The sequence below is a fragment of the Parafrankia colletiae genome, from assembly GCF_001854655.1.
Classification (GTDB): Bacteria; Actinomycetota; Actinomycetes; order Frankiales; family Frankiaceae; genus Parafrankia; species Parafrankia colletiae.
The window spans coordinates 81300-104389 of record NZ_MBLM01000110.1; the positions used below are offsets into that span (position 1 = coordinate 81300).

At 71.1% G+C, this 23090-nt stretch carries 23 protein-coding genes and 3 pseudogenes; 9 read left to right on the forward strand and 17 right to left on the reverse strand.

Features of this window, described 5'->3' with window-relative positions:
* Window positions 1-43: 43 nt before the first annotated feature.
* Entirely contained in the window at window positions 44-1984 is a 1941-nt protein-coding gene (locus tag CC117_RS14070; RefSeq protein WP_071084253.1) for a PhoX family protein, read from the reverse strand.
* 275 nt (window positions 1985-2259) lie between these two features.
* Between CC117_RS14070 and CC117_RS14075 the strand changes: the two genes are divergently transcribed.
* Both CC117_RS14075 and CC117_RS14080 read left to right on the forward strand, forming a co-directional pair.
* Window positions 2260-3915: an esterase-like activity of phytase family protein gene (locus CC117_RS14075; RefSeq protein ID WP_071084254.1), complete on the forward strand. Its 1656-nt coding sequence runs from the start codon at window positions 2260-2262 to the stop codon at window positions 3913-3915.
* A 192-nt stretch (window positions 3916-4107) separates the two neighbouring features.
* Window positions 4108-5601, forward strand: coding sequence for an MFS transporter (locus tag CC117_RS14080; protein WP_084132072.1), 1494 nt, complete (start codon window positions 4108-4110; stop codon window positions 5599-5601).
* 48 nt (window positions 5602-5649) lie between these two features.
* Here CC117_RS14080 and CC117_RS14085 read toward each other — a convergent pair whose 3' ends face one another.
* Together CC117_RS14085 and CC117_RS40525 are read right to left on the reverse strand one after the other, a co-directional pair.
* Window positions 5650-7542 (reverse strand): toll/interleukin-1 receptor domain-containing protein, encoded by a 1893-nt coding sequence (locus CC117_RS14085; RefSeq protein ID WP_407673519.1) that lies wholly within the window; start codon window positions 7540-7542, stop codon window positions 5650-5652.
* Between the two features lie 136 nt (window positions 7543-7678).
* Window positions 7679-8086 (reverse strand): PEP-utilizing enzyme, encoded by a 408-nt coding sequence (locus tag CC117_RS40525; RefSeq protein ID WP_084132097.1) that lies wholly within the window; start codon window positions 8084-8086, stop codon window positions 7679-7681.
* Here CC117_RS40525 and CC117_RS14095 point away from each other — a divergent pair.
* The gene (locus CC117_RS14095; protein WP_084132075.1) at window positions 8042-8491 is read left to right on the forward strand and encodes a winged helix-turn-helix transcriptional regulator; all 450 of its coding nucleotides are present in this window, start codon (window positions 8042-8044) and stop codon (window positions 8489-8491) included. The genes CC117_RS40525 and CC117_RS14095 overlap by 45 nt on opposite strands.
* On the opposite strand, the pseudogene CC117_RS14100 reads toward CC117_RS14095, so the two are convergent.
* From CC117_RS14100 to CC117_RS14110, 3 genes and pseudogenes are all read right to left on the reverse strand, one after another.
* Window positions 8482-9130 (reverse strand): annotated as a pseudogene (locus CC117_RS14100) (3-hydroxyacyl-CoA dehydrogenase family protein); the annotation flags it as partial. The gene CC117_RS14095 and the pseudogene CC117_RS14100 overlap by 10 nt on opposite strands.
* Before the next feature lie 176 nt (window positions 9131-9306).
* Complete coding sequence (locus CC117_RS14105) at window positions 9307-10068, reverse strand: thioesterase II family protein (RefSeq protein ID WP_071084257.1); 762 nt, start codon at window positions 10066-10068, stop codon at window positions 9307-9309.
* Between the two features lie 172 nt (window positions 10069-10240).
* On the reverse strand, window positions 10241-11503 hold the full coding sequence (locus tag CC117_RS14110) for an RNA-guided endonuclease InsQ/TnpB family protein (RefSeq protein WP_071084356.1): 1263 nt from the start codon (window positions 11501-11503) through the stop codon (window positions 10241-10243).
* Between the two features lie 18 nt (window positions 11504-11521).
* On the opposite strand from CC117_RS14110, the gene tnpA reads away from it, so the two are divergent.
* A complete protein-coding gene (gene tnpA / locus CC117_RS14115) occupies window positions 11522-11938 on the forward strand; it encodes an IS200/IS605 family transposase (protein ID WP_071084258.1) in 417 nt (138 codons plus the stop codon).
* On the opposite strand, the gene CC117_RS38025 is transcribed toward tnpA, so the two are convergent.
* The gene (locus CC117_RS38025) at window positions 11900-12280 is read right to left on the reverse strand and encodes a KR domain-containing protein (protein ID WP_206744821.1); all 381 of its coding nucleotides are present in this window, start codon (window positions 12278-12280) and stop codon (window positions 11900-11902) included. The genes tnpA and CC117_RS38025 overlap by 39 nt on opposite strands.
* Window positions 12193-12711 (reverse strand): beta-ketoacyl synthase N-terminal-like domain-containing protein, encoded by a 519-nt coding sequence (locus tag CC117_RS40105; protein ID WP_321572609.1) that lies wholly within the window; start codon window positions 12709-12711, stop codon window positions 12193-12195. Before CC117_RS40105 ends, CC117_RS38025 begins: the two co-directional genes overlap by 88 nt.
* 451 nt (window positions 12712-13162) lie before the next feature.
* Between CC117_RS40105 and CC117_RS14125 the strand changes: the two genes are divergently transcribed.
* From CC117_RS14125 to CC117_RS14140, 4 genes are all read left to right on the forward strand, one after another.
* Window positions 13163-14164 (forward strand): heme/hemin ABC transporter substrate-binding protein, encoded by a 1002-nt coding sequence (locus tag CC117_RS14125; protein ID WP_241830092.1) that lies wholly within the window; start codon window positions 13163-13165, stop codon window positions 14162-14164.
* Between the two features lie 128 nt (window positions 14165-14292).
* Window positions 14293-15354 carry a FecCD family ABC transporter permease gene (locus CC117_RS14130; protein ID WP_084132099.1) on the forward strand — a complete coding sequence of 354 codons (1062 nt, stop codon included), beginning with the start codon at window positions 14293-14295 and terminating at the stop codon, window positions 15352-15354.
* Complete coding sequence (locus CC117_RS14135) at window positions 15351-16223, forward strand: heme ABC transporter ATP-binding protein (protein ID WP_071084260.1); 873 nt, start codon at window positions 15351-15353, stop codon at window positions 16221-16223. Before CC117_RS14130 ends, CC117_RS14135 begins: the two co-directional genes overlap by 4 nt.
* Window positions 16224-16465: 242 nt before the next feature.
* Window positions 16466-16621 carry a hypothetical protein gene (locus CC117_RS14140; RefSeq protein ID WP_321572610.1) on the forward strand — a complete coding sequence of 52 codons (156 nt, stop codon included), beginning with the start codon at window positions 16466-16468 and terminating at the stop codon, window positions 16619-16621.
* 126 nt (window positions 16622-16747) lie between these two features.
* Here CC117_RS14140 and CC117_RS14145 read toward each other — a convergent pair whose 3' ends face one another.
* Window positions 16748-17056 carry a hypothetical protein gene (locus CC117_RS14145; RefSeq protein ID WP_071084262.1) on the reverse strand — a complete coding sequence of 103 codons (309 nt, stop codon included), beginning with the start codon at window positions 17054-17056 and terminating at the stop codon, window positions 16748-16750.
* 353 nt (window positions 17057-17409) lie between these two features.
* On the opposite strand from CC117_RS14145, the gene CC117_RS14150 reads away from it, so the two are divergent.
* Complete coding sequence (locus CC117_RS14150; protein ID WP_071084263.1) at window positions 17410-18297, forward strand: aldo/keto reductase; 888 nt, start codon at window positions 17410-17412, stop codon at window positions 18295-18297.
* Between the two features lie 12 nt (window positions 18298-18309).
* Here CC117_RS14150 and CC117_RS14155 read toward each other — a convergent pair whose 3' ends face one another.
* The 8 genes and pseudogenes from CC117_RS14155 to CC117_RS14185 all read right to left on the reverse strand — a co-directional run bounded on the left by CC117_RS14155 (window position 18310) and on the right by CC117_RS14185 (window position 23081).
* Window positions 18310-18630, reverse strand: a complete 321-nt coding sequence (locus CC117_RS14155; RefSeq protein WP_071084264.1) for a hypothetical protein — start codon at window positions 18628-18630, stop codon at window positions 18310-18312.
* A 241-nt stretch (window positions 18631-18871) separates the two neighbouring features.
* Window positions 18872-19153 (reverse strand): annotated as a pseudogene (locus CC117_RS40530) (cation transporter); the annotation flags it as partial.
* Window positions 19154-19207: 54 nt separating this feature from the next.
* Window positions 19208-19489 (reverse strand): annotated as a pseudogene (locus tag CC117_RS14160) (arsenic resistance protein); the annotation flags it as partial.
* Between the two features lie 127 nt (window positions 19490-19616).
* On the reverse strand, window positions 19617-19931 hold the full coding sequence (locus tag CC117_RS14165; RefSeq protein WP_198541843.1) for a hypothetical protein: 315 nt from the start codon (window positions 19929-19931) through the stop codon (window positions 19617-19619).
* Complete coding sequence (locus CC117_RS14170) at window positions 19928-20710, reverse strand: heavy metal-responsive transcriptional regulator (RefSeq protein WP_071084266.1); 783 nt, start codon at window positions 20708-20710, stop codon at window positions 19928-19930. Before CC117_RS14170 ends, CC117_RS14165 begins: the two co-directional genes overlap by 4 nt.
* Window positions 20711-21015: 305 nt before the next feature.
* The gene (locus tag CC117_RS14175; RefSeq protein ID WP_071084268.1) at window positions 21016-21426 is read right to left on the reverse strand and encodes an arsenate reductase ArsC; all 411 of its coding nucleotides are present in this window, start codon (window positions 21424-21426) and stop codon (window positions 21016-21018) included.
* Window positions 21427-21669: 243 nt separating this feature from the next.
* A complete protein-coding gene (locus CC117_RS38985; protein WP_116287788.1) occupies window positions 21670-22368 on the reverse strand; it encodes an arsenate reductase/protein-tyrosine-phosphatase family protein in 699 nt (232 codons plus the stop codon).
* Window positions 22365-23081, reverse strand: coding sequence for an aquaporin (locus tag CC117_RS14185; protein WP_407673525.1), 717 nt, complete (start codon window positions 23079-23081; stop codon window positions 22365-22367). Before CC117_RS14185 ends, CC117_RS38985 begins: the two co-directional genes overlap by 4 nt.
* Window positions 23082-23090 lie beyond the last annotated feature (9 nt).

Here is a 23090-nt window from a genome sequence, read left to right on the forward strand (position 1 = left end):
AGCCTGTCACGGGCTGGACGGCGGTGACACCCACACACGGGCGTCAGGTGCCGATCTTGCCGCCGTCGCGGCGGCGGATGACGACGGTGGCCGCACGGGGACGGCCGGCCGGGTCGAAGTCCGGCCAGTTGCTGACCGCCCGCGGGTTCTCCGGCGTCGGGGCGCCGAAGGCCGGGGTGGACTCACCGGGGTGCTGGACGTTGACGAACAGGGAGGTCCCGTCGGGCGTCGCGGTGATACCGGTGATCTCGCAGCCGCGCGGGCCGGTCAGGAACCGGCGGATCTCGCCGGTGCCCGGGTCGGCGACCAGCATCTGGTTGTTGCCGATCCGGTCATGCTTGCGGGACGCGAGGTTCTGCGAGCTGTTCGAGACGTCCGTCTGGATGAACAGCCGGCCGTCGCGGTCGACCCACAGGCCGTCGGGCGAGCCGAACAGCGGCTGGTTCGCCGGCACGTGCTCGCCTTCGGGCAGGTAGGACGGGTCGCCGGCGTAGAAGGCGATATCCCAGGTGAACGTCAGCGAGGTGCTGTCGTTGCGCTTCTCGCAGAAGCGCAGGATGTGCCCGTAGATGTTGCCCGCCCGCGGGTTCACCGGCGTCGGGCCGGAGGTGCCGTTGGTGAGGCTGACGAACACCTCGCGGCTCTTCGGGTGCACGGTGACCCACTCGGGCCGGTCCAGCTTCGTGGCGCCGACCGCGTCCGCGGCCTGGCGGGTGYGCAGCAGGACGTCGGCCTGGTCGGCGAACCCGGCCGTGGCGGTCAGTGCGCCCTTGCCGAACACCAGCGGGACCCAGGTGCCCGTCCCGTCGGCGCCGAAGGTGGCGACGTGCAGGGTGCCGTGGTCGAGGGGGCTCTTACCCTCGCGGCGCAGCTTGCGCCACGGCTGGGAGCCGACGAACTTGTAGAGGTACTCGCCGTTCTCGTCGTCGCCGGTGTAGACGACAATCCGGCCGTCCTGCTCGACGACGGTGGCGCCCTCGTGCTTGACGCGGCCGAGCGCGGTGCGCTTCACCGGCGTGGACTTCGGGTCGAACGGGTCGATCTCGACGACCCAGCCGAACCGGTTCAGCTCCTTCGGGTTCCTGGCGACGTCGAACCGGGGGTCGGCGGTGTGCCACTTGTAGCCGCCGCCCGCCGCGCTCACGCCGTAACGGCTCTGTGCCGCGGTGGGCGCCCAGGCGGCGTCAGTGGTGCCGAAGTAGCTGTTCCAGTTCTCCTCGCAGGCCAGGTAGGTGCCCCAGGGGGTGTACCCGTTCGCGCAGTTGTTCAGCGTGCCCTGCGGTGCGTTGTTCGACGCGAGCTCCGGGTGCCGGCCTGAGACCGGGCCGGAGAAGGCCACCGGGGTGGCACCGGTGACGCGCCGGTTGTGCCGGGAGTCGACATTGACCCATGTGCCGCCCTGCTGCTGCAGCGCGATGACGGTAACGCCGTGCGCGGCGAGCGCCTTCGCCACCTTCTCCGGGGTGATGGTGGCGTCGCCGTCCGGGAAGAGGAGTTTCTGGTCGACATACTCGTGGTTGACGACGAGCAGGCCCTCGCGGTTCTCGGCGGAGCCGCGCCCGGTCGGGAAGAAATGCATTCCGTCGTGGTGCATTCCCACCTGGACGGACTGGTCGGCCGCGCTGTTCGACGCGTCCTTCTTCCAGGCCGGGCCCTTCCTCGCCAGCGGCGTCCCCCAGGGGACGATCACCTGGAAGGTGTAGCCGGCGGGGACGACGAAGGTGTCCGCGGAGCTGGTCGGGACCTCGGTGAACCCGAGCAGACCCCGCCCGGGGCCACCGCGGCCACCCGGTCCACCCGGGTGGCCGCCGCCAGGGCCGTCGGCGCTGGCCGCGGTGGCGCCGGACGCTCCGAGAAAGCCTGCGGTGGCCGCGGCAATTCCGCCGCCGACGAGCGTCCGGCGGCTCACCCGGGCCGCGATGAGGTCGGAAAGTCTCGGGTTCTCGGTGGGGTTTGAACCGGCGTCCTCGGCATCGTCGCGCACATTTCCTCCGTCACGTCTGTGTGATCGCTGCGTCGGCGACGTTAACCAGCCCGGGGCTGTCACGGCGGGCCGGTGTGCGAACCCCGGGTGAACCGCGGGCCAACGTTCTGCGCTGCCCGGACTCGCCGTGGCGCAGGCCCTCCGTGCTGCGCAGGTAACCGACATGTGCGGCGCGGTTTACGGCTGGGCCATGCGCGGGACGCCATGCGTCCATCAGGGCGGCGCAGGCTCGCCGACGGCGCGCGCTACGGGGCGCGCGTGCGAAGGGGGAACGGATGAATCGTCGGAGCGTCACCAGCGTAACCGCGGGCGCACTGGCTGTCGCGCTGCTCGGTGCCGGGGCGGGCGTCGCCCAGGCCGGCGGGGGCGGTGGCGGCGGACCGCGGCCCGGGCAGGAGCTGGCGGCACGGGGCGACGCCTACCGCACGGCGGCCGGTGACACGCTGACCGTCCGCGGCGGCGGTGTGCTGCGCAACGACAGCGGCCGCCCGGTCACCCTGGTCGCGAACACCGCGCCGGCGAACGGCACGCTGCACCTCAACCCGGACGGCACCTTCAGCTACGCGCCGAAGCCCGGCTTCACCGGCACCGACACGTTCACCTACTCCGTCAGCGACGCGGTGACCCGGTACGCCACGCAGGTCGCGCCGCTGGCCACCATCGGCGGGGTCACCATCAAGGGCGGCGCCTACGGCTCGTCCATCTACCCGGTGCCCGGCTCGCGGGACGAGTTCTACGGCCTCACCGACCGCGGCCCGAACGTCGACGGCCCGAACGGGGTGAAGATCGAGCCGCTGCCGGCGTTCGCCCCGGCCATCGGCAGGTTCCGCCTCGTCGACGGCCGCGCCGTGCTGCTGCGGACCATCCCGCTGCGGGCCGCCGACGGCACCCCCTACAACGGGCGGGTCAGCACCGAGGCGAGCACCGGCGAGACCATCCTCGACATCAACGGGAACGTCCTCACCGCCGACCCGAACGGCTACGACCCCGAGGGTCTGGTCGCCCTGCGCGACGGCACGTTCTGGGTCTCCGACGAGTACGGGCCCTACATCACCCATTTCGACCGTCACGGCCGGGCGATCGAGCGGCTGTCGCCGTTCAACGGCGCGCTGCCCGCGGAGCTCGCGAACCGCATGCCGAACCGCGGCATGGAGGGCCTGACCCTCACGCCGGACGGCTCCACGCTGGTCGGGATGATGCAGTCGGCGCTGGCGCAGAAGGACCTCACCCCGCGGCCGGTGACCGTCCCCACCCTGCGCGTCGTCACCTACGACCTGCGCACCAAGGCCACCCACGAGTACGTGTACCTGCTGGACGACCCGGTCCGCAACGTGGGCGCGGTCAGTGAGATCACCGCGATCAGCAGCTCGAAGTTCCTGGTCACCGAGCGGGACGGCAACTTCGAGCCGGGCGCCTTCAAGCGGATCTTCACGATCGATCTGACCGGCGCGACCGACGTGGGCCCGAAGGCGTCCGTGCCCGGTGCGGTGTACGCGGCCAGCCAGGGCGGCCTGCTGCTCGGCACTCCGGGGAGGACCATCGAGGCTACGGTCGGCAGCACCGACACGGCGACCGCGACGGCGACCCTGGCGGCGGCCGGCATCCGCCCGGTCCGCAAGACGCTGGACGTCGACCTGGCCGGCCTGGTCAGCACGCTCGACCCGACCGGCGGCTTCTTCGGCCACGACAAGGTCGAGGGCGTCGCGACGACGGACGGCGGACGCACCCTCGTCATCAGCAACGACAACGACTTCGGCATCGCCGGTCTGACGAACACCACGCCGCCGTTCCAGCTGCGGGCCAAGATCCTGCCAAACGGGCAGCAGGACGACGGCGCCTTCCTGGTGGTCGACACCACCAGGCTCCCGGCCCACACCGGCACCGCGACCGTCACCATCACCGTGACCGCGAAGGGCGGCCCCCGGCACTGACCCGCTGACCCGCTGGTTCGCCGCGGGTGGCAGGCGCCCGAACCCTGCGCCTGCCACCCGGCACCCGGCTCCGCGGCCGGGCCGGGATGGTCACATCGCTGTGACGGAGGCACGGAAAAGTGCCTCCTTCCGCACGTTCCCCGGTGCGTCCACCGTGTCTGTTGACCGCAGACACGGTGAGGAGAACGGCTCATGACCCAGGCCATCCGAGGGGAACGCGGATCACCCGGGCTGGCGGCGCCCAGGCTGGCGCTCGCCGTGCTCTGCGCGGGCCAGATGCTGATCGTTCTCGAACAGAACATCGTGAACGTCGCGCTGCCGGACCTGCAGCGCAGCCTCGGCTTCTCGTCGGCGAACCTGGTCTGGGTCGTCAATGCCTACCTGGTGCCGTTCGGCGGCCTGCTCATGCTGGCCGGCCGGCTCGGGGACCTGGTCGGCCGCCGGACGGTGTTCTTCACCGGCGTCGCCCTGTTCAGCACCGCCTCGCTGCTGTGCGGGTTCGCGACGTCCGAGGCGGCCCTGATCGGGTTCCGGTTCGCCCAGGGTGTCGGCGGAGCCGTCGCCTCCGCCTGCATCCTGGGCATGGTCGCGACGATGGCGCCGGAGCCGCGCGCGCAGGCGCAGGCCATCGCCGCGTACAGCTTCGCCTCCGCGGGCGGCGCCGCGGTGGGCCCACCGATCGGCGGGGCGCTCACCGACCTCGTCAGCTGGAACTGGATCTTCTTCATCAACGCACCGSTCGGCGCCGCGGTGATCGTCGGGGCGCTCCGCACGCTGCCCCGGGACACCGGCCCCGGGCTGGGCCGGGGGCGCAGCGTGGATGTCCCTGGCGCTGCGCTGGTGACGGCCGGGCTGATGCTGTTCGTGTTCACCATCGTGAACGCCGGTCAGGTGGGCTGGCGAGCCGGCGAGACCCTGCTGCTCGGCCCGCTGTCGATCGTGCTGCTGGCGGGCTTCCTCGCCCGGGAGGCCACCGCCGCCGCACCCCTGCTGCCACTGGCGATGCTGCGCTCACGGACCGTCGCCGCGGCGAACCTGGTGCAGTTCCTGCTGATCGCCGGCATGTTCGGCCTGCTGTTCTACGGCACCCTCTACGTCCAGCGGGTGCTGGGCTACACCTCCCTGCAGGCCGGCCTCGCGTTCGTGCCGATCGCCGTCGTGATCGCGGCGTTCTCGCTCGGGCTGTCCGCCCGGCTGATCATGCGGTTCGGCCCCTGGGTGCTGCTCCTCGGCGGCCTGGCCCTGATCACGCTCGCCTTCGGCGGCCTGGCCCTCACTCGAGCCGACGGCACCTACCTGGTCGACGTCCTGCCCGCCACCGTGCTGATGGGTGTCGGCGTCGGGATGGCCATCCCGGCCGTGATGGGGCTGGGGATGTCCGCGGTGGAGCCGGGAGCGTCCGGGGTCGCGTCGGGACTGTTCAACACCTCCCAGCAGATCGGCGGCGCGATCGGCCTGACGGTCCTGAGCGCCGTCGTCAGCGCCCGCACCGACAGCCTCGCCGACTCGGGTGCGTCCGAGACCTCGGCCCTGCTCGGGGGCTACCACCTGGGCTTCCTGGTCGCCGCCGGCTTCACCTGCAGCGCCCTGCTGGTCACCCTCACCCTGCTGCGGACGCAGCGGAGTCCGGTCGCAGATCAACTGGACAGCGCCACCGCACCGGACAATCGCCCCGCGGTTGCCTGACGCGGCCGAGGGAGTCGGGCGCGGTCGGCGGCGTCGAGTCCGGTCGGGTCAGGGCGTTGCCCATAGCCCGATCTCGCCGTCGTTGCCGCCGGTGGCCAGGATCTTCCCGTCCGGGGAGAACGCCACCGCGTACACCGGACCGTCGTGGCCTGACAGGGGGACACCGATCCGGCTCGGAGCGGGCCGGGTGGAAACGTCCCACAACCGGATCTTGCCGTCGTTGCCGCCGGTGGCCAGGATCTTCCCGTCCGGGGAGAACGCCACCGCGTACACCGGACCGTCGTGGCCTGACAGGGGGACACCGATCCGGCTCGGAGCGGGCCGGGTGGAAACGTCCCACAACCGCGCTGTCTCACCGTCGCCGGTAGCAAGGGTCCTCCCATCCCGGGAGAACGCCACCGCGTGTATTCCGCCACCCTTGACCTGCTGTGACGTATTCGGCAACTGGCCAGGGGCCGGATTGCCGGCGTCCCACAGCCGTAGCCTGCCGTCGGTGCTGGCGGTGGCCAGAATGTTCCCTTTCGGGGAGAACGCCACCGCGTAGACGGCGCCTGTGGTGTCGCTGTGGTCCTTCAGGGGGGTGCCGATCTGGCTCGGGGYGGACGGGGTGGTGACGTTCCACAGGAGTGTCGTCCCGTCGTCACCGCCGCAGACCAGGGTCTTCCCGTCCGGGGAGAACGCCACCGCATGCACCCTCGTTTTGTCGCATCGCAGCGGCTTGCCGGGCAATGGGTTGTCCGGTTCGGCGACGTTTCGCAGCTGGACCGTGCCGCCGTTGCCGCCGCTGGCCAGGATCCCGTTCAGAGAGAACGCCACCGACGCCACCCCGTCGGAGTCGCTTTGCAAGGGGGCGCCGATGGGCTTGGGGGCGGATGGGTCCGCGAGGTCCCACAGCTGCAACGTTCCCCTGCCTTCGTGGGTGTCGTTGCCGTTGGCGAGGATGTGCCCATCACGCGAGAACGCAACCGAGGTCACGGCACCGCCCGCGCCCCGCAGAAACTGGAGTAGCGAAAAAGTGGGCTGCGTAGCCGACGAAGTATAAGCGGGAGTGGGCTGTGGTGAGTTCCCGTGGGAAGCGCCGGTCACGCCCGGACTCCCGCCCGGCGCGGCGTTGATTGCCAGTACGGTGCCGCAGGTGGCGACCACCAGCACAGCCGCGGTGATGACCAGGGCGCGACGGCGTCGCAAGCCGATACGGCTGAGCCACGCGGTGGTCAGGCTGGGCTTCGCGGGTGTGCGGGGGAAACGCCGCAGGCCCGGTGGCCGGCGGGCAGCGGGCAGCCGTCCGGCCGCAGGACGCTCGGTGGAGGGGGCAGACACCCGCGGGGCGGCGCTCGACACGCTGACGGACTCCTCTACCGCCGCGCCAGGAAAGGCTGGTTCGGTGGCCGGCGGATCCGACGGGGGGGTCGGGGTGGGGAATGCTGGTGGCGCCGAGGGTTTCGCCCGGCCGGCGAGGGTGTGGCTGATCGTGTCAAGCAGATGCTGGCGGGCGGCGTCGGCGGGACGACCGAACAGGTCGAAGGAGACGACCTCGCCGAGCAGACCGGGTCGGTCACAGTCCTCGACCCGCACCGGGATCAGTTTGCGGCGCAGCCCCCGCGGGTCGGCATGATAAGCGGCCTGCCATTCCGCCCGCCCGTACACCGAACCCAGGTAGGACCGGGAGAGGATCGCCAGGGTATGCCCGGCGCCGGCAATTCCCTCCTCCATTTGGCTGGTCCAGTGAGAGCCCGCCACGAAGTCCCACGCCTGGAACAGCACCCGGTGGCCGGCCTCCTCCAGCTGCCATGCCACCCATTCCGCCCAGGCTCCGTCCGCGGCAGTATAGGAGAGGAAGAAATCCCATCGTTGAGGATCTTCCTCCGCAGCCCCCGTACCAGACACGGAAACTGATTCTGCCACCTTCGCACTCCAACGACGGGGACCTCCGGCCGCCACGCGCCGACACTGGAACGCGCCGAGCAGATCCCGGCAGGACAGGGCCCCGCAACGCCGATCCACGAACCCGCCGCGACCGACGGTGGTACCGMCTGTCGACCAGCGTGTGACCGTGCGGYGGGCCCACGGCTTCGCGCTACTGGCGGCCTGGTTCGGCGCAGGGCCCGGCTGCCACGTCACGCGAATCAGGAAGTGCGGCCGCGTGTGCCGAGGCCCGTTGGCTGACGTGGCTGCCGCCCTCCACAATCAGGACGTTCCTTCCGTCGTTGATGCCGAGATCCTCGCAGGTGACCACTGCTGGTTTGTTGGCTTCCCGAAGGACGATCGCGAGATCGCACAGTGCCGATCCGCCGCTGGATACGAATCCTGCGACTTCGTCGATGATCAGGGAGAGGATGCGATCTGACCGGGTACCCGACCGCGCTGCCAGCCCCCATGGGGCATGATCTGTAACAGAGGCCATCCGGAGGAACCGTGGCCACCGGCCGGAGGGGCCCGTATGACGCCTGCCCGCGCACCGAGCGCCAGTGAAGTGATCACTCATGCCTGCCCGGTGCGGGAGGTGCTCGACCGGGTTGCCGGGAAGTGGAGCGTTCTGGTGATCGTCGCCGCAGCGCACGGTCCGGTGCGGTTCACCGAGCTGGAGCGGTCCATCGAGGGCATCAGCCGGCGGATGCTCACGCTGACCCTGCGCAACCTCGAACGCGACGGGCTGCTGACCCGGACGGTGTTCCCCACCGTCCCGCCCCGGGTCGACTACGCGCTGACCCCGATGGCCCAGGAGCTGCACCGCTCCCTGCTGTCGCTGACCGACTGGGCCGAGCGACACCGCACCGCCATCGCCGCCGCGCGCAGCGCCTACGACGCCGGTCGCCCGCCGCCGGCAGGAGACGGCATAGCCGTACCTCCCTCGCGAGAACCCGTCAGAGGCACGGCCCGTCAGGGGTAGGCGTAGAAGCCGCGGCCACGTTTGCGGCCCAGCAGACCGCCCTCGACCATCCGCTGCGGCAGCGGCGGGGGCGCGTAGAGCGGCTCCTTGAACTCGTCGTACAGCGCGTCGGCGATCGCCGCCGTCACGTCGAGGCCGATGAGGTCGGCGAGGCGCAGCGGCCCCATCGGGTGCGAGCAGCCGGACGTCATGCCCTGGTCGATGACCGTGGAGGTCGCCAGCCCGGACTCCACCATCCGGATCGCGGCGAGCACGTAGGGGATCAGCAGCGCGTTGACGAGGAAGCCGGCCCGGTCCGGCGAGTGGATCGGCTCCTTGCCCAGCACCGTGGCGACGAAGTGCTCGGCCCGGTCTCGGACGTCCTCACTGGTGAGCACCGAGGAGACCACCTCGACCAATGGACGACGTGTTGGACGCCAGGATCGCGTCCGGGTCCTCCACGATCCGGTCGAGGGTGGACAGGAGCTCGACCTTGGCCGCCTCGTCCTCGTGGATCGCCTCGATCACCAGCTGCCGGTCGGCCAGGTCGTCCAGGCGGGTGGTCAGCTCGATCGCGGCGAGCGCCGCGTCGCGGTCGGCGGGCGCCAGCCGTCCCCTCTGGACGCCGCGGTCGAGCGAGGCGACGATCCGCCGGCGCCCATGGTGCCGCAGCCGACGATGCCCACCCGCCGGACCGGCTCCGACCCGACGGGCGACGTGGGTGGCTGACCGGCGCCGGCGGTCGTGTCAGGGCCGTCCAGCGGCCGGTGGCTGGATAACGCGGACACGGGCGACTCCTCGGTGCTCGGCACGACTCGGGTAACGAGGTCAGGTGGTCAGGTGGTCAGGGAGAGCAGCTGGTCCGAGATCAGGTTGATGACCGCGGTCTGGTGGTTGGCCACGAAGAAGTGCCCGCCGGAGTAGGTGTGCAGTTCGAAGGGTCCGGTGGTGTGCTCGGCCCAGGCCCGGGCCTCGTCGAGGTCGACCTTCGGATCCTGGTCGCCGGTCAGCGCGACGATCGGGCAGTCCAGCCGGGGGCCGGGGGTGTACCGGTAGGTCTCGGCCGCCCGGTAGTCGCTGCGGATCGCCGGCAGGATCATGCGCAGCAGCTCAAGATCACCGAGCACGCGGGGGTCGGTGCCGCTCAGCTTCTTCAGCTCGTCGACGATGCCGTCGTCGTTGAGCAGGTGGACCGTCTCGTGCCGGTGGCGGGACGGTGCGCGGCGGCCGGAGGCGAACAGGGTCACCGGGCTGCGCCCGAGCCGCTCCTGCATCCGCAGGGAGACCTCGAAGGCGAGGGTGGCACCCATGCTGTGGCCGAAGAAGGCAACCGGCCGTTCCAACGACGGCCGCAGGGCGGCGAACGTGGCCTCCGCGAGCTCGGCGATGCTACCCAGGCCGGACTCGTGCCGCCGGTCCTGCCGGCCCGGGTACTGCAGGGCGGCGACCTGCAGAATCGGCTGCAGCGCGGCGGAGACGGGGTAGAAGAAGCTGGCCGATCCCCCGGCGTGTGGGAAGCAGACGAGGGTGACGCGGCTCTCCGGGGCGGAGTGGAACCGGCGGAGCCACAGGCTGTCGTCGGGCGGGGTGCTGGTCATCAGGCAGGGTCCGTTTCCTGAGCGGGGGCCGGCTCGGTGCATGTGCCCTCGACCACCCGCATCTCGACACTCGCGGTCTGGGCAGGCACGGTCTCGGCGGGCGGGGTCTTGTGACCAGTTTGACGTCCTCCCCGGCCTGAAGGCCCGGGGATTCCTACTACGTCGTGCGCGTTCACGCGCGATCGCCTCGGTGGGTTCCCGCTTCGACGCCGACAGCAGAGCTTCCGTCCTGACTAACACCGGCTCCACGGGCGTTTTCGGTCTCCGCCTGGCGCGGCATCCCAGCCACGCCTTTCCGCCCAGCGGCGACCTGGCGCTGACCCTCGAAGAGGAGGTTGCGCGCGGCGTTCAGGTCCCGGTCGTGGTGCGTGCCGCAGTGCGGGCAGTCCCACTCCCGGATCTTGAGAGGCTTCGGTCCGTCCCGGTGCCCGCACGCCGAGCAGATCTGCGACGACGGGAACTGGCGGGGAAGCGGGTGGAAGAGGCGGCCGTACTGGTCGGCCTTGTTCCTGACCTTGCCGAGGAACTGTCCCCACGCCGCATCGTTGACCGACTTGGCGAGACGAGTGCGGGCCAGTCCCTTGATGCCCAGCGTTTCGACGTAGACCGCTTGGTTGTCGCGGGCCAGCCGGTGGGCGAGCTTGTTCTGTGCGTCGGCCCGCCTCTCGCGGACCTTCCGGTGTTCGACGGCCATCCGGTGGCGCGCCTTCTGCCGGTTCTTCGAGCCCTTCGCCTTGCGGGACAGTGCCCGCTGCGCGCGGGCGAGCCTGCGTTCGGCGGCACGCAGGTAGCGCGGGTTCGACACCTTCTCGTCGGTGCCGTCGCTGTAGGCGATCGACGCGAACGCGCCGAGTCCCATATCGACACCGCACTCGCGGTCGGTCGTCGGGAGCGCCGTGTCGACACGCTCCACGACGAACGAGGCGTAGCACCTGCCGTCCGGCTCTTTGATCACGGACACCGACGACGGAGGCGCAGGCAGTTCCCTTGACCAGACGACGTCGACCACGCCGATCCTGGCGAGGTAGACGCCGCCGTCCCTGAGCGAGAAGCCGTTGCGGGTGAGCCGGAACGACTGCCGATGGTCCTTGCGGGACTTGCGGCGCGGGCGGCCGGCCCTGGGTCCCCTGCGCTTGCCGGACAGCGAGTTCCGCCAGTTCTGGTGCGCCTTGTGCGCGTCGCCGACCGACTGAACCAGGGCGACCGAGGCGACCTCCCCCAGCCACTCCCGCACCTTCGTCTGCTTCGCCTCCGTGATCACACGGGTCTGGACCTGCGACGCGCTCAGCTTCTCGCCGGCCTTGTACGCCTCGTCGCGACACCGGATCGCGTCGTTGTAGACGACCCGGCAGCACCCGAACGTCCGGGCGAGCATCTGCTGTTGGCCTGGCGTCGGGTTGAGGCGGTAGCGGTACCGCACGATCGGCACGACCATCATCATACACTTGGTCTCATGACGACAGACGACGGATATCGCCGTGGCAGACACGTGGTATCCGCGCTTCACGTCCACTTGGTCTTCGTGACGAAGTACCGGCGGGGCGTGTTCAACGCCGAGATGATCGAACGCTGCGAGCAGATCATGCGAGACGTCTGCGACGACTTCGGCGCCCTCCTGATCGAGTTCAACGGGGAGGACGACCACGTGCACCTGCTGATCGAGTACCCGCCCAAGGTCGCGGTGTCCACGCTCGTGAACTCGCTGAAGGGCGTCTCGGCGCGACTGCTGCGCTCCGAGTTCACCGACCGCGTGAACCGGCACAGCATGCGCGGCCACTTCTGGTCCCCGTCGTACTTCACCGTGTCGGCCAGCGGCGCGCCACTGTCCGTACTACGCGAGTACATCGAGGGGCAGCGCCACCCGGCGTGAACGCGCAAGCCCCGCCCCGAAGGACGGGGCTTGCGCGCTACGAATCTCAGTCAGCCCGGACGGTGCCGACAGGTCGGTTTCGGGCAGCTCGGTGGCAGGTACCTCGGTTTCTGGCAATCCGGTGTCGGGCAGGGTCGACAGCCAGACGGCAAACGCGGACAGCGGGCGCCTGGCGGTCGCGGCCCGCAGGTTCAGCACCGCGTCGACCTTCGGTCGCAGCACCGTGAGCAGCCGGTCGGGTATCAGGGGGATGATCAGACCGTCGTCGAGGACGCCCGCGATGTGCACCACCGCCGAGAGGTCTGCCCTGGCCGGGGTCTCGGYCGACAACCGCTCCGACAACAGCAGGCCCTCCCCCCGTCCCGTCCGCCGCCTCGGCCAACGACCTGCACCGACCGTCCGCCGCCAGACCGCCCTGCCGGCCGAACTCCGCGAGCAGGCCCGGGCTGGAGAATCACCGTCACACCGCTGGCGAGCGCCGCCTCGCGCTCTCGGCTCCGCAGCGCCCGGCAGGCCAGGTGCAGGGCGATGAACGACAACGAGCAGGCCGTGTCAACGGTGACCGCCGGCCCCTCGAAGAGGGTGTAGGCGAACCGCCCGGACAGCACCGCGGGGGCCGTGCCCGTCAGCAGGTGGCCGAGGACCTCGTCGGGGAACGCGGGAATGTCCTCGGTGTACCCGAGATAACTGCCGCCGACGAACACGCCGACGGGATGTCCGCGCAGCCCGGCCGACGGCCGCGACCTCGGCCGCCCTGGGCCGGCACGCACCATCGTGCCGTTCGGTCATCGGTGCGTTGCCGTGTGTTCACGCTGGCACATACCGTCGCACTGTCCGTCCGCAGCGGACGCCCGGCGGGCACCAGCCGACACCGGTCGTCGCCACGACTGCGCCGCCAGCGGGCCGTCCAGCCCGGCCTGCCGGAGCGGGTGGCGCCCGGCCGAAGGGGCGGCGTGGGTGGCGTCGACAGACGGAGCGGCGCGCCACATCCCGCCGAGTACTTGCTTAAGTAAGCTTCACTTAATTTAATCGGATGCGGCCGGAAGAGGCTATTCCGAACGTGTGCGGAGCGTGATGGCAGTGACCTGGTCCGACCCTGATATCGAGCACGGCGCCCGGCACCAGGAGGAACATCCGGGCCGGCGGGCGGGGGGCCGTCCACCCGATGCCCGCCGAAGGAGTCACGGCCAGCAGCGGGCCAGGGCTCTGTCGGCACGACTGCGTGTGACGGCGGTCCTCGCGGTCGCCGCGGTGGCCGGCATGCTGCTGGCCGGCTGCGGGTCGTCCGACGAGGCGGAACCGTCGACCGCACCCTCGTCGTCGACGTCCGCGACGCCATCCGCCGGGCCGACCGCCGGGCCGACCGAGGCGGCTCCCGTGCTGCCGGTGACCGTGCCTTCGGCCGGCGGTGGCGACGTGACCGTCACCGATGTCAGCCGCATCATTCCTCTCAACGGCGAGATCGCCGAGATCGTCTTCGCGCTCGGGCTCGGTGACCAGGTGGTGGCGACCGACGTCTCCGCCACCTATCCGGCCGAAGCCGCGGCCAAGCCGAAGATCGGCTACCAGCGGGCGCTCGCCGCGGAGGGCATTCTCGCCCTGCGGCCGACGGTCCTGGTGGGCACACCGGAGGCCGGTCCTCCCCCCGTCATCGAGCAGCTGCGGTCGGCGGGCGTTCCCACCGTGATCGTCGAGCGGGGCGCCGAGTCGCTGGACGGCGTCGGCGCGAAGATCCGGGCCGTCGGCGCGGCGCTCGGTGTGCCGGGCCGCGGTGCGGCGCTGGCGGCCACCACGCAGACCGAGCTGGACGAGGTCGTCGAGCGGGCCTCGGGTGCCACGAGCTCGCCGAAGGTCGCCTTCCTCTACGTGCGCGGCCAGCAGAACGTGGCCATGATCGGCGGTGCGGGCAGCGGGGCGGACCTGCTGATCGAGGCCGCCCACGGCGTCGACGCCGGCAGTGCGGCGGGGCTGGGTGAGTTCACGCCGCTGACGGCCGAGGCGCTGGTCGCCGCTGATCCCGATCATCTGCTGCTGCTGCTCAGCGATGGTCTGGAGTCGGTCGGTGGGATCGACGGGCTGCTCCGGCTGCCGGGAGTCGCCCAGACCACCGCCGGCGAGAACCGGGCTGTCATCGACCTCGACGACCTGGAACTGCTCGGCCTGGGCCCGCGCACCCCCGCCGCGCTCGACGAGCTGGTGGACGCGCTCCACCCGGGACTGCGGTGACCCGGCCCCGGGCCGAGGGCGCCCCGGCGCCGACGCCCGGGGACCCGGCGGGAACGGACGGCTCTGCCCCGCCGGCCGTCCCCTCGATCGTGCGACGTCGCAGCCTGCCGTCCGCGGGTGGCCTGACCGTGGACGGACCGCGCCCCCGCAGGTCGGGGCGCGGCCGCGCGGCGTCGGCCCTCGTCCTCCTGAGCATCGCGGTCGCGGCGGCCGCGGTGCTCAGCGCCGCGACCGGCGCCGTCGGTGTCCCACCGTTGTCCGTGATCGGCGCCCTCGCCGACCACCTCGGTCTGGGCACCCTCGGTGTGGACGTCAGCGCGAGGCACGACGCGGTGATCTGGAACATCCGGCTGCCCCGCGTCCTGCTCGGGCTGCTGGTCGGCGCGTGCCTCGGCTGCGCCGGCGCGATCCTGCAGGGGTTGTCCGGCAACCCGCTGGCCGATCCGGCCCTGGTCGGAGTCTCCGGTGGGGCGGCCGCCGGCGCCGCGGCCGCCATCGTCGCCGCACCCGCCCTGCTCGGCCAGTGGACCGTGCCCACGGCAGCCTTCCTCGGCGGGCTGCTCGCCACCTCCGTGGTCTACCTCGCGGCCCGCCGGGACGGCCGGACGGAGATCATCACGTTGATGCTCGCCGGTGTCGCGGTCGGCGCTGTCGCCAACGCCCTCGTCGGCCTGGCGATCTTCACCGCGAACGACCAGGAGCTGCGCGACATCACCTTCTGGAGCCTCGGCAGCATCGGCGGCGCGACCTGGACGGCGCTCGCGGCGGTGGCTCCGCCCGGTCTGGTCGGGCTGGTACTGGCCCTGCGCCTGGCCCGCCCGCTGGACCTGCTGGCCCTCGGGGAACGGGAGGCGGCGCATCTCGGACTGCCGGTCGAGCGCACCCACCGGCAGGCGGTCGCGCTGGTCGCGCTGCTCACCGCCGCCGCCGTCGCGTTCACCGGGATCATCTGGTTCATCGGCCTGGTCGCCCCGCATCTGGTGCGTCTCGTCGGCGGCCCGCGGCACGCGATGCTGCTGCCCGCCTCGGCACTGGTCGGTGCCGGCACCGTGGTGCTCGCCGACCTGGCCGCGCGCACGATCGCCGTACCGGCGGAGGTTCCGCTGGGCGTGGTGACGGCCCTGGTCGGCGGGCCGGTGTTCGTCCTGCTGCTGCGCCGCACCCGCAACGCCCACGGCGGGTGGGCATGACCGTGGACCCGGCCGGGGACACGACCGGGGGCACGCCCGGGGGCACGCCCGGTGAACCGGTCCTGACCGCAGCCGGCCTGTCCGTCCACACTCCGGCGGCCCGGCTGCTCGACGACATCACGCTGACCGTGCGCGCCGGGGAGCTGCTGGCGATCGTCGGCCCCAACGGAGCAGGCAAGTCGACCCTGCTCGCCGCGCTGGCCGGTGACCGCCCCGCCCCCCGCACCCGCACGACCGGCGAGGTCAGCCTGTTCGGGCGCCCGGTCGGCAGCTACCGGCCGGGCGCGCTCGCCCGCCTGCGCGCGGTGCTCCCGCAGAGCGGCACGCCACGCTTCCCGTTCACCGTCGAGGACGTGGTCCGGCTGGGCCGGGCGCCCTGGCCACCGGACCGCGACCGGGACGACGCGGCCGTCGGCACGGCGCTGGCCATCGCTGACGTCGCCCACCTCACCGCCCGCCGCTGCACCGACCTGTCCGGCGGGGAGCAGGCCCGGGTCAGTCTCGCCCGGGTCCTCGCCCAGGACACCCCGGTCCTGCTGCTGGACGAGCCGACCGCCGCCCTGGACCTGCGGCACACCGAGAACGTCCTGATGACGGCACGCCGGATGGCGGACGCGGGGCGCGCCGTGGTCGTCGTGGTCCACGACCTCAACCTCGCCGCGACGCACGCCACCACCGTCGCTGTCCTCGCCGGCGGGCGGCTACGCGCCCTGGGTTCGCCGGCCGAGGCCCTGACCAGCACCATCCTGACCGAGACCTACGACCATCCGGTCACCGTGATCGACCATCCGCTACGCCCGGTCAGGCTGGTCCTCCCCGCCGGGCTGCCCGCCGGCCAGCCCCTCCCGCCGCAGAGCCCGGGAGCGTAGATCCCGACACGGCGACGGGGCAACAGAGAACGTGGCCGGAATCACGAGGGAATCACCCGTCGAACGCATCGTAATGGTTCTGCTTGCCAGCAAAAAGTAACAGGCTGATACCTCGGCCGTAACAACCCCCACATCGTCCCGGACAACACTTGTGCAGCATTGGGCGTCCGACCGAACAGAAGACGCCCCTGACCCTGACTGGCGGGTGTTCCGTGGACGATGTCCTGTCAATGGTGATGTCCATGGACAGCATTCCGACATTGCCGGAGACCGACGTGATACTTGCGGAGCTCCGCCGGCTGCCCCAGACCGCCGAGACCGCGGCCCTGATCGACGACCTGCTGGAGTTCCGGACGCAGCTCGCGGCGCGGTCGACGGATACGGATCAGGCCCACTGACGCCGTCCTCGGAGGCGGTGGGCCTGGAGGAACCGACACCGGGCAGACGCAGGTCAGGCGGCGACGCCGGCCACGTGCACCGGCGGTTCGGTCTCCCGCCGCGTCTGCCCGGTGCGGTCACGTCGGCTACCGGGAACCGAAGGGCTGCCCCTGGCCGCCGCTCTGCTCCCCGCCGAAACGCTCGTTGAACTGGCCGCCCTGGCCCTGGCCGGCCCCCGCGTTGACCAGCTCCCGCAGGCGGTTCTCGACGTACCCCTCGCTGTGGTGCGTCCGGTCGGCAATCCGCGCGATCAGGTCGTTGATGCCGTTCGCCGCGTCCAGGTCGGCGGCGCTGACCTGACCGAACTGGTCGAGCAGCGGGTAACGAAGCTGCCGCCAGTTCTGGCGCAGCTGCTGCTCGACCTGCTGGCGCTGCTGCTGCTCCTGCTGAGCCATCAGATATACCCTTTCGTCAGGTTCGGTTTCATGTCGCGGTAGCGCGGGGGAAACGCTACCCAGGCGGTCTGCGGAACGCCGTGCGACTGCCGACTCGGCGTGGATACCGACCAGACAGCCCATTGTTCCCAAGTGGGGATCAGAAACTGCTGTGCGGATTCTCGACAAAGGTCGATCCCGCCGGCAGAAGGTGTTCGTCGCCGGGCCTGTCGTCTCCGCGCTCGCCTCACCGCTGATCGGGCTGGCGCCGGCCGACCAGCAGGATGGATGATCGAGGCGCGCCGCGTCCCGGCTGGCGAGGGGGGTACTGACCCGACCTCCCTGGACGGTGTGCGGGTACCTAGCGTGGAGGCATGAGCACCGATCTGAGCTTGAACAACGGCGTCAGGCTGCCCGCCCTCGGCTTCGGCGTCTTCCAGACTCCGCCCGAGGAGACCGCGGTCGCGGTCGAGGACGCGCTGCGGGTCGGCTACCGGCTGATCGACACCGCCGCCGCCTACGGCAACGAGCGCGGCGTCGGCGAGGGGATCCGCCGGTCAGGCCTCGCCCGCGACGACATCTTCATCGAGACCAAGGTCTGGATCAGCGACTACGGCTACAACGAGACCCTGCACGCGTTCGAGAAGGCGGTCGGCAAGCTCGGCGTCGACCAGCTCGACCTGCTGATCCTGCACCAGCCGCTGCCGAGCGAGTTCGACCTCACCATCGACGCCTACCGGGCCCTCGAGACGCTCCTGGCCGACGGGAAGGTGCGCGCCATCGGCGTCAGCAACTTCCTGCCCGACCACCTCGACCGGCTCCTCGACGCCACCACCGTGGTGCCCGCGGTCAACCAGATCGAGGTCCACCCCTACTTCCGCAACACCGACCTGCTGGAGAAGGACGACAAGCTCGGCATCCTGTCCCAGGCGTGGTCCCCGATCGGCGGGATCACCTTCTACCCCGGCTGGGGCGACGACCGCCGCAGCACCCTGGAGGACCCGACGCTCGTCGAGATCGGCAAAGCGCACGGGAAGACCACCGCTCAGGTGATGCTGCGCTGGCACCTCCAGCAGGGCCGGCAGGCGATCCCGAAGTCGGTGTCACCGACCCGGATCGCCGAGAACTTCGCCATCTTCGACTTCACGCTCACCGACACCGAGCTCGCGGCGATCGACACACTGGACACCGGGGCACGCGGCGGGCCCGAGCCGGAAGCGATCACGCGGGCCGCCTGGGGACGGGAGATTCCCGAGGCCTGATCGCCCGAAGTGTCACGACCCCGGTCTGGACGTCTCGACATCCAGACCGGGGTGAGTCGGGGAGCCGTTGGTGAGCGCCGCCCAGCGGGCCCGCCAGGACAGCACCGACCAGCGGGAGGCGGCGCTGTGGATCGAGCCGATGCTGGCGAAGGATCCGATGCTGAAGATCGACGCGTAGCAGCCCACACCGAGGACGGACACGGCCGAGCCGACGGACCCGATCGACAGCACCGAGCCGACCGACCCGATCGACAGCACGGACCCCTTCGACCACAGACAGAGGACGGAGTCCTCGGAGCCGATCGACAACCGGGAGCCTTTGGGCTTGTGCATGACGCCATCCTCCCGGAAGCGGCCCGGCCGCGCCCAGCCTTTCCGCACCCCGCCGGGAGCACGCACAGGCATCCACGCGGCGCCGAGATCGCGGGACTGCTGCGCACGGTTCCCCAGACGCTGGCGGCCATGCCTGGCCTGCGCGGGCAGCCAGGCCGAGTACTGCCGCAGTGGCGGCGAGTGCCGCTCCGCCGGGTATAGGCGGCCTCTGACTGTGGGTGATTGAGGTTGCTTGCCGGGTTCAGCAGCAGGTGCAGCCGGGTCCGCATCCGCAGGTGTCCATATCCGCCGGGAGGGGCCTGTCGAGTGGGATGGGGCAGCATGGGTCGCCTCGCCAGGCGTCGCGGCCTTCTTTCAGTGCGATGGCGGCGATGACGAGCGCGGCGATCGGATCGGCCCAGGACCAGCCGAGGGTGGCGTTGAGGAGTAGGCCAGTGAGCAGGACGGCGGACAGGTAGGTGCAGAGCAGGGTCTGCTTGGAGTCGGCGACATGCGTCGGCCGGCCCGAAGGCCGGTGACGTCGAGAAGGTCGCCGGAGTCAGACGGTGGGGTGGGGTGCGGGGAGTAGTCGTGGCACGAGGCGGACGGCCTGATCGTTCGGCAGGAACGGGAACATCGCGGCGACCACAAGCGGCACGACGGCGAAGTTCACGACCAGGGCGGCGATGAGGAAGCGGCCATCGCGCAGGGAGCGGACCAGGTCTGCGGCGGGGACCTGGAGGAACGTCACGTAGAGAAGCGCCCCGAGCAGCGGATTGATCGCGTGTTCCAGACCCGGTCCGAGGCCGGGTGCAGTATGGCCGAGGACGGCACCGACGGTCATGGCGGTGAGGTAGACGCCGATCTGATGCGCGTCCATCCAGGCGACCATGCCAGACGGTTTCTGCGTCGGCGTCGGACTCCTTGATGGTTGCCTGCCTGGTTTTGTCCCGGTCATCTTCGCAGGTCACCGGCGTTGCACCGCCCGAAGGTGTGGTGGTGACCGGTCAGCGTGACGTGGGCGTCGCCGGGTCTCGGTGGTTGCGGAGGGTGGGCAGGTTCAGGTCGACCGGTCCGACGACTGTCTGGCAGGCGGCCCGGCGGCGACGGCGGATTACGACAGCGCCGAGCAGCGCGGCGACCGCCACGAAGGCCAGGGCGGGAACCCAGACGGCGGCGACGGTCGCCGCGGCGCCGATGGCGCCAAGCACGGCGATCAGTGGGGCGGCGCAGCAGACCGCGCAGGCGGCGACCGCCGCCGCGGCGGTCCCGATCGTCGACCACGGACGCGAACGACGGGTCGCAGACGTGGACGGATTCATGCGGACGCTCCGAACAGGTCGGCCAGCAGGGCGGTGGCGGTCTCGGGAGCGCGGATGGTGAGGACCAGGCCGGTGGGGGTGAGGTGAAGAGTGAAGGCGAAGAAGGCGCAGCAGTCCTGCTCGGCTGCGGCAAGTGCGGCGATCCGCGCGGCGAGGTCAGGGCCGGATGGGAACGTCAGCCGCAGCCCGTCGGTGATCTCCTCCCGGCTGTCTGCTTCCTGGAGCAGCTGGTGCCATTGGGCGGCCCGTTCGGTCTGTTCGCCGCTGCTGAGGGTGCAGGCCACCGGCGCGGTCTGCCATGCCTGATCGTCGGCGGGGATGTCGGGTTGCCCCGAGGTGAGCGTGAGCGGCACCGGACCCGGCTTCGCCGTGGGGGTGGTGGTCAGGCAGCCGCAGTCCGGACCGCAGCCACCCGCCGGTGCCGGTTCGGCGAGCTCGGTGTGGAACATGGCCAGACGCGCCGAGAAGGCCGACAGTTCCGCGGCCCGCCGGTCGGCGTCAGCGATCCGGGCGGCGACGAGCGGCAGCATCCGTTCCCGGACCGCCGCGCACACCCCCCGCTCCCACACCGTCAGCAGATCACCGATCTCGTCCAGTGCCAGGCCGAGGAGCTTCGCGGAGGAGATGAACGCCAGCCGTTGCACCGCTTCGTCGTCGTAGACGCGGTACCCCGACGGGGTGCGCTCGGCGGGCAGCAGCCCCGCGGTCTCGTAGAACCGCAGCGTGCTGGCCGGAACACCGGAGCGTTCCGCCAGCTGCGAGATGCGATAGGTCCCCATGACCTGGACGGTAAACCTTCGACCCGGCTCGAAGGTCAAGTCGCAGGCTGGCTTCCCCGAAGGCTGGTCCTGAGCTGGTCCTGCGAGGGGTCAGCTCCGGTCGAGGGCGGTTCTGTGCATCGTCGTGCTCGGCCGCCACCGGTTGGTTTCATGGCTGGAGGACGGTGGACGATCTAGGCCAGCATCCTTGGAAGCCGCCGTGGCGGGCGCTGGTGTTCAGCACGTGCTGTAGGTGAAGACGAGTGCTGTGACCTGCCAGGTGGTGTCGTGTGGGGTGCGGTCGGGGCGATGGCGCGCTGGGAAGGTCAGGATGGCAGAGGGAGCAGTTCACCGAGGAGCTGTTCTATGCGGCTACGGATCTCGTCGCGGATGGGGCGGACGGCGTCGATGCCCTGGCCGGCGGGGTCGTCGAGTTTCCAGTCCTCGTAGCGCTTGCCGGGGAAGATCGGGCAGGCGTCGCCACAGCCCATAGTGATAACGACGTCGGAGGCTTCGACGGCGTCAACGGTGAGGATCTTCGGGGTCTGACCGGTGATGTCGATGCCGACCTCGGCCATGGCGGCGACGGCAGTGGGGTTGATCTGGTCGGCAGGAGCGGAGCCGGCGGAGCGGACCTCGACGCGGTCGCCGGCGAGGTGGGTGAGCCAGCCAGCGGCCATCTGGGAACGGCCGGCGTTGTGAACGCAGACGAACAGCACCGAGGGTTTCGTGGTCATGGACGCGTGATCCTTCCGTGGGAGGGTGGTTCCGGATGGTGGCTGGTTCGCCGGCTCGCCGTCGTGGCAAGCGGACGAGGCAGCCGACCCGATGGGGCTCAGGCGGTCGTGGGCAGGGGGTTCCGCGGCCGGTGTCGAGTTCGCGGGCGCGTGGCGAGGCGGAGATCCCCGCCTCGCCGCCGCCGATCGCGACCAGATCCCTTCACAGCTCGGCGCGGTGGGGGGTGGTCAGGAGCGGGGTGCTCAGGAGTGGGCGGTGCGGGTGGGCGGTAGAACCTGGTCGGGCAGCAGGCTGGCGACCAGGGCGCGGACCCGGCGGTCGATGTCGTCCCGGACGAGGGCGACCTGCTCGGCCGGGGCGTCGTCGGGGTCGTCGATCGGCCAGTCCTCGTACCGTTTCCCCGGCACATACGGGCAGCGGTCCCCGCAGCCCATCGTGATGACGACGTCGGCGGCAGCGAGGATGTCGTCGGTCAGCGGCTTGGGGAACTCCTCCTCCAGGCTGAGCCCGACGTCTTTCATCGCGGCGATCACTTCGGGGTGGATGTGCTCGCCGGGGTCGGAGCCGCCGGTGCGGATGTGCAGGGCGGCACCGGCGTAGTGGCGGGTGAACGCGGCGGCGATCTGCGAGCGGCCAGCGTTATGGACGCAGACGAACAGCACCTCCGGCACCCTCTTCGCGATCAGCCCGCGGGTGGCGCCGAGAGCTTCGAGGCGTTCCCGGGTCAGCCGTTCGGCCAGGGTCGGCAGGTAGAGGGTGACCCGGGCGGTACGGGCCAGCTGGGTGTAGGAGTCAACGAACACCTCCTCCACCTCGTCGGCGCCGAAGGTGGTGTCGTAGCTGTAGGCGAGCCGGTCGACACTGGCCCGCAGCGCACGGGCAGTCGCCGGGTCCACCGCTGTCAAGGCGTCCAGCCGGAGGGGAGTTGCGGGATCGGTCACGACACACCTCGGGGTGCATGCGGCTGCGTACCGTTCACGGTCGCCGCCGGGTCGGAATGGGGCAGCACGATCTGCGCGGCCTGGCCGCGGGCCGCGGCGGTGGGGGGATAGAACAGCCGGACCAGCCCGTAGCCGACCGCGCCGCCGGCCACCTGGACGGCGATGAACGCCGGGGCGGAGGCGGGTGCGATCCCGGCGAAGCTGTCGGAGAACATCCGCCCGACGGTGATCGCCGGGTTCGCGAAACTCGTCGAGCTGGTGAACCAGTACGCCGCCCCGATGTAGGCACCGACCGCCGCCGGCGCCCGCTCGGCCCGATCGGACCGGGCCAGCGCGAAGATCAGCAGGATGAGTCCGGCGGTCGCGACGACCTCGGCGAGCAGGTGTCCCCCCGACGCGCGATGGTGCGTCGCGATCGACACCGCGGACTGGTCGAACATCAGGTTTGCCAGCACCGCCCCCGCGACACAGCCGACGACCTGGGCAGGCAGGTAAGCGGCGGCGTCGCGCCACGACAACCCGCCGAACGCGGCGTCGACCAGGCTGACGACCGGGTTGAAATGCGCCCCGCTCACCGGGCCGACCATCAGGATGATCGCGAACAGGCCGGCCGCGGTCGCCGCGGCATTCTCCACCAGTTGCAACCCGACCTGCCCGGGGCTGAGCTGGACCGCGGCGATCCCCGATCCGATGACCAGGGCAGCGAGCAGCATGCTGCCCAC

Coding starts and splice junctions, on each gene's coding strand:
- CC117_RS14075 (WP_071084254.1), top strand. CDS start 2,260: ATGAATCGTCGGAGCGTCACCAGCGTAACCGCGGGCGCACTGGCTGTC.
- CC117_RS14095 (WP_084132075.1), top strand. CDS start 8,042: ATGACGCCTGCCCGCGCACCGAGCGCCAGTGAAGTGATCACTCATGCC.
- CC117_RS40525 (WP_084132097.1), bottom strand. CDS start 8,086: ATGAGTGATCACTTCACTGGCGCTCGGTGCGCGGGCAGGCGTCATACG.
- CC117_RS14105 (WP_071084257.1), bottom strand. CDS start 10,068: ATGACCAGCACCCCGCCCGACGACAGCCTGTGGCTCCGCCGGTTCCAC.
- CC117_RS14110 (WP_071084356.1), bottom strand. CDS start 11,503: ATGGTCGTGCCGATCGTGCGGTACCGCTACCGCCTCAACCCGACGCCA.
- tnpA (WP_071084258.1), top strand. CDS start 11,522: ATGACGACAGACGACGGATATCGCCGTGGCAGACACGTGGTATCCGCG.
- CC117_RS14135 (WP_071084260.1), top strand. CDS start 15,351: ATGACCGTGGACCCGGCCGGGGACACGACCGGGGGCACGCCCGGGGGC.
- CC117_RS14140 (WP_321572610.1), top strand. CDS start 16,466: ATGGACAGCATTCCGACATTGCCGGAGACCGACGTGATACTTGCGGAG.
- CC117_RS14145 (WP_071084262.1), bottom strand. CDS start 17,056: ATGGCTCAGCAGGAGCAGCAGCAGCGCCAGCAGGTCGAGCAGCAGCTG.
- CC117_RS14150 (WP_071084263.1), top strand. CDS start 17,410: ATGAGCACCGATCTGAGCTTGAACAACGGCGTCAGGCTGCCCGCCCTC.
- CC117_RS14155 (WP_071084264.1), bottom strand. CDS start 18,630: ATGCACAAGCCCAAAGGCTCCCGGTTGTCGATCGGCTCCGAGGACTCC.
- CC117_RS14165 (WP_198541843.1), bottom strand. CDS start 19,931: ATGAATCCGTCCACGTCTGCGACCCGTCGTTCGCGTCCGTGGTCGACG.
- CC117_RS14170 (WP_071084266.1), bottom strand. CDS start 20,710: ATGGGGACCTATCGCATCTCGCAGCTGGCGGAACGCTCCGGTGTTCCG.
- CC117_RS14175 (WP_071084268.1), bottom strand. CDS start 21,426: ATGACCACGAAACCCTCGGTGCTGTTCGTCTGCGTTCACAACGCCGGC.
- CC117_RS14185 (WP_407673525.1), bottom strand. CDS start 23,081: ATGCTGCTCGCTGCCCTGGTCATCGGATCGGGGATCGCCGCGGTCCAG.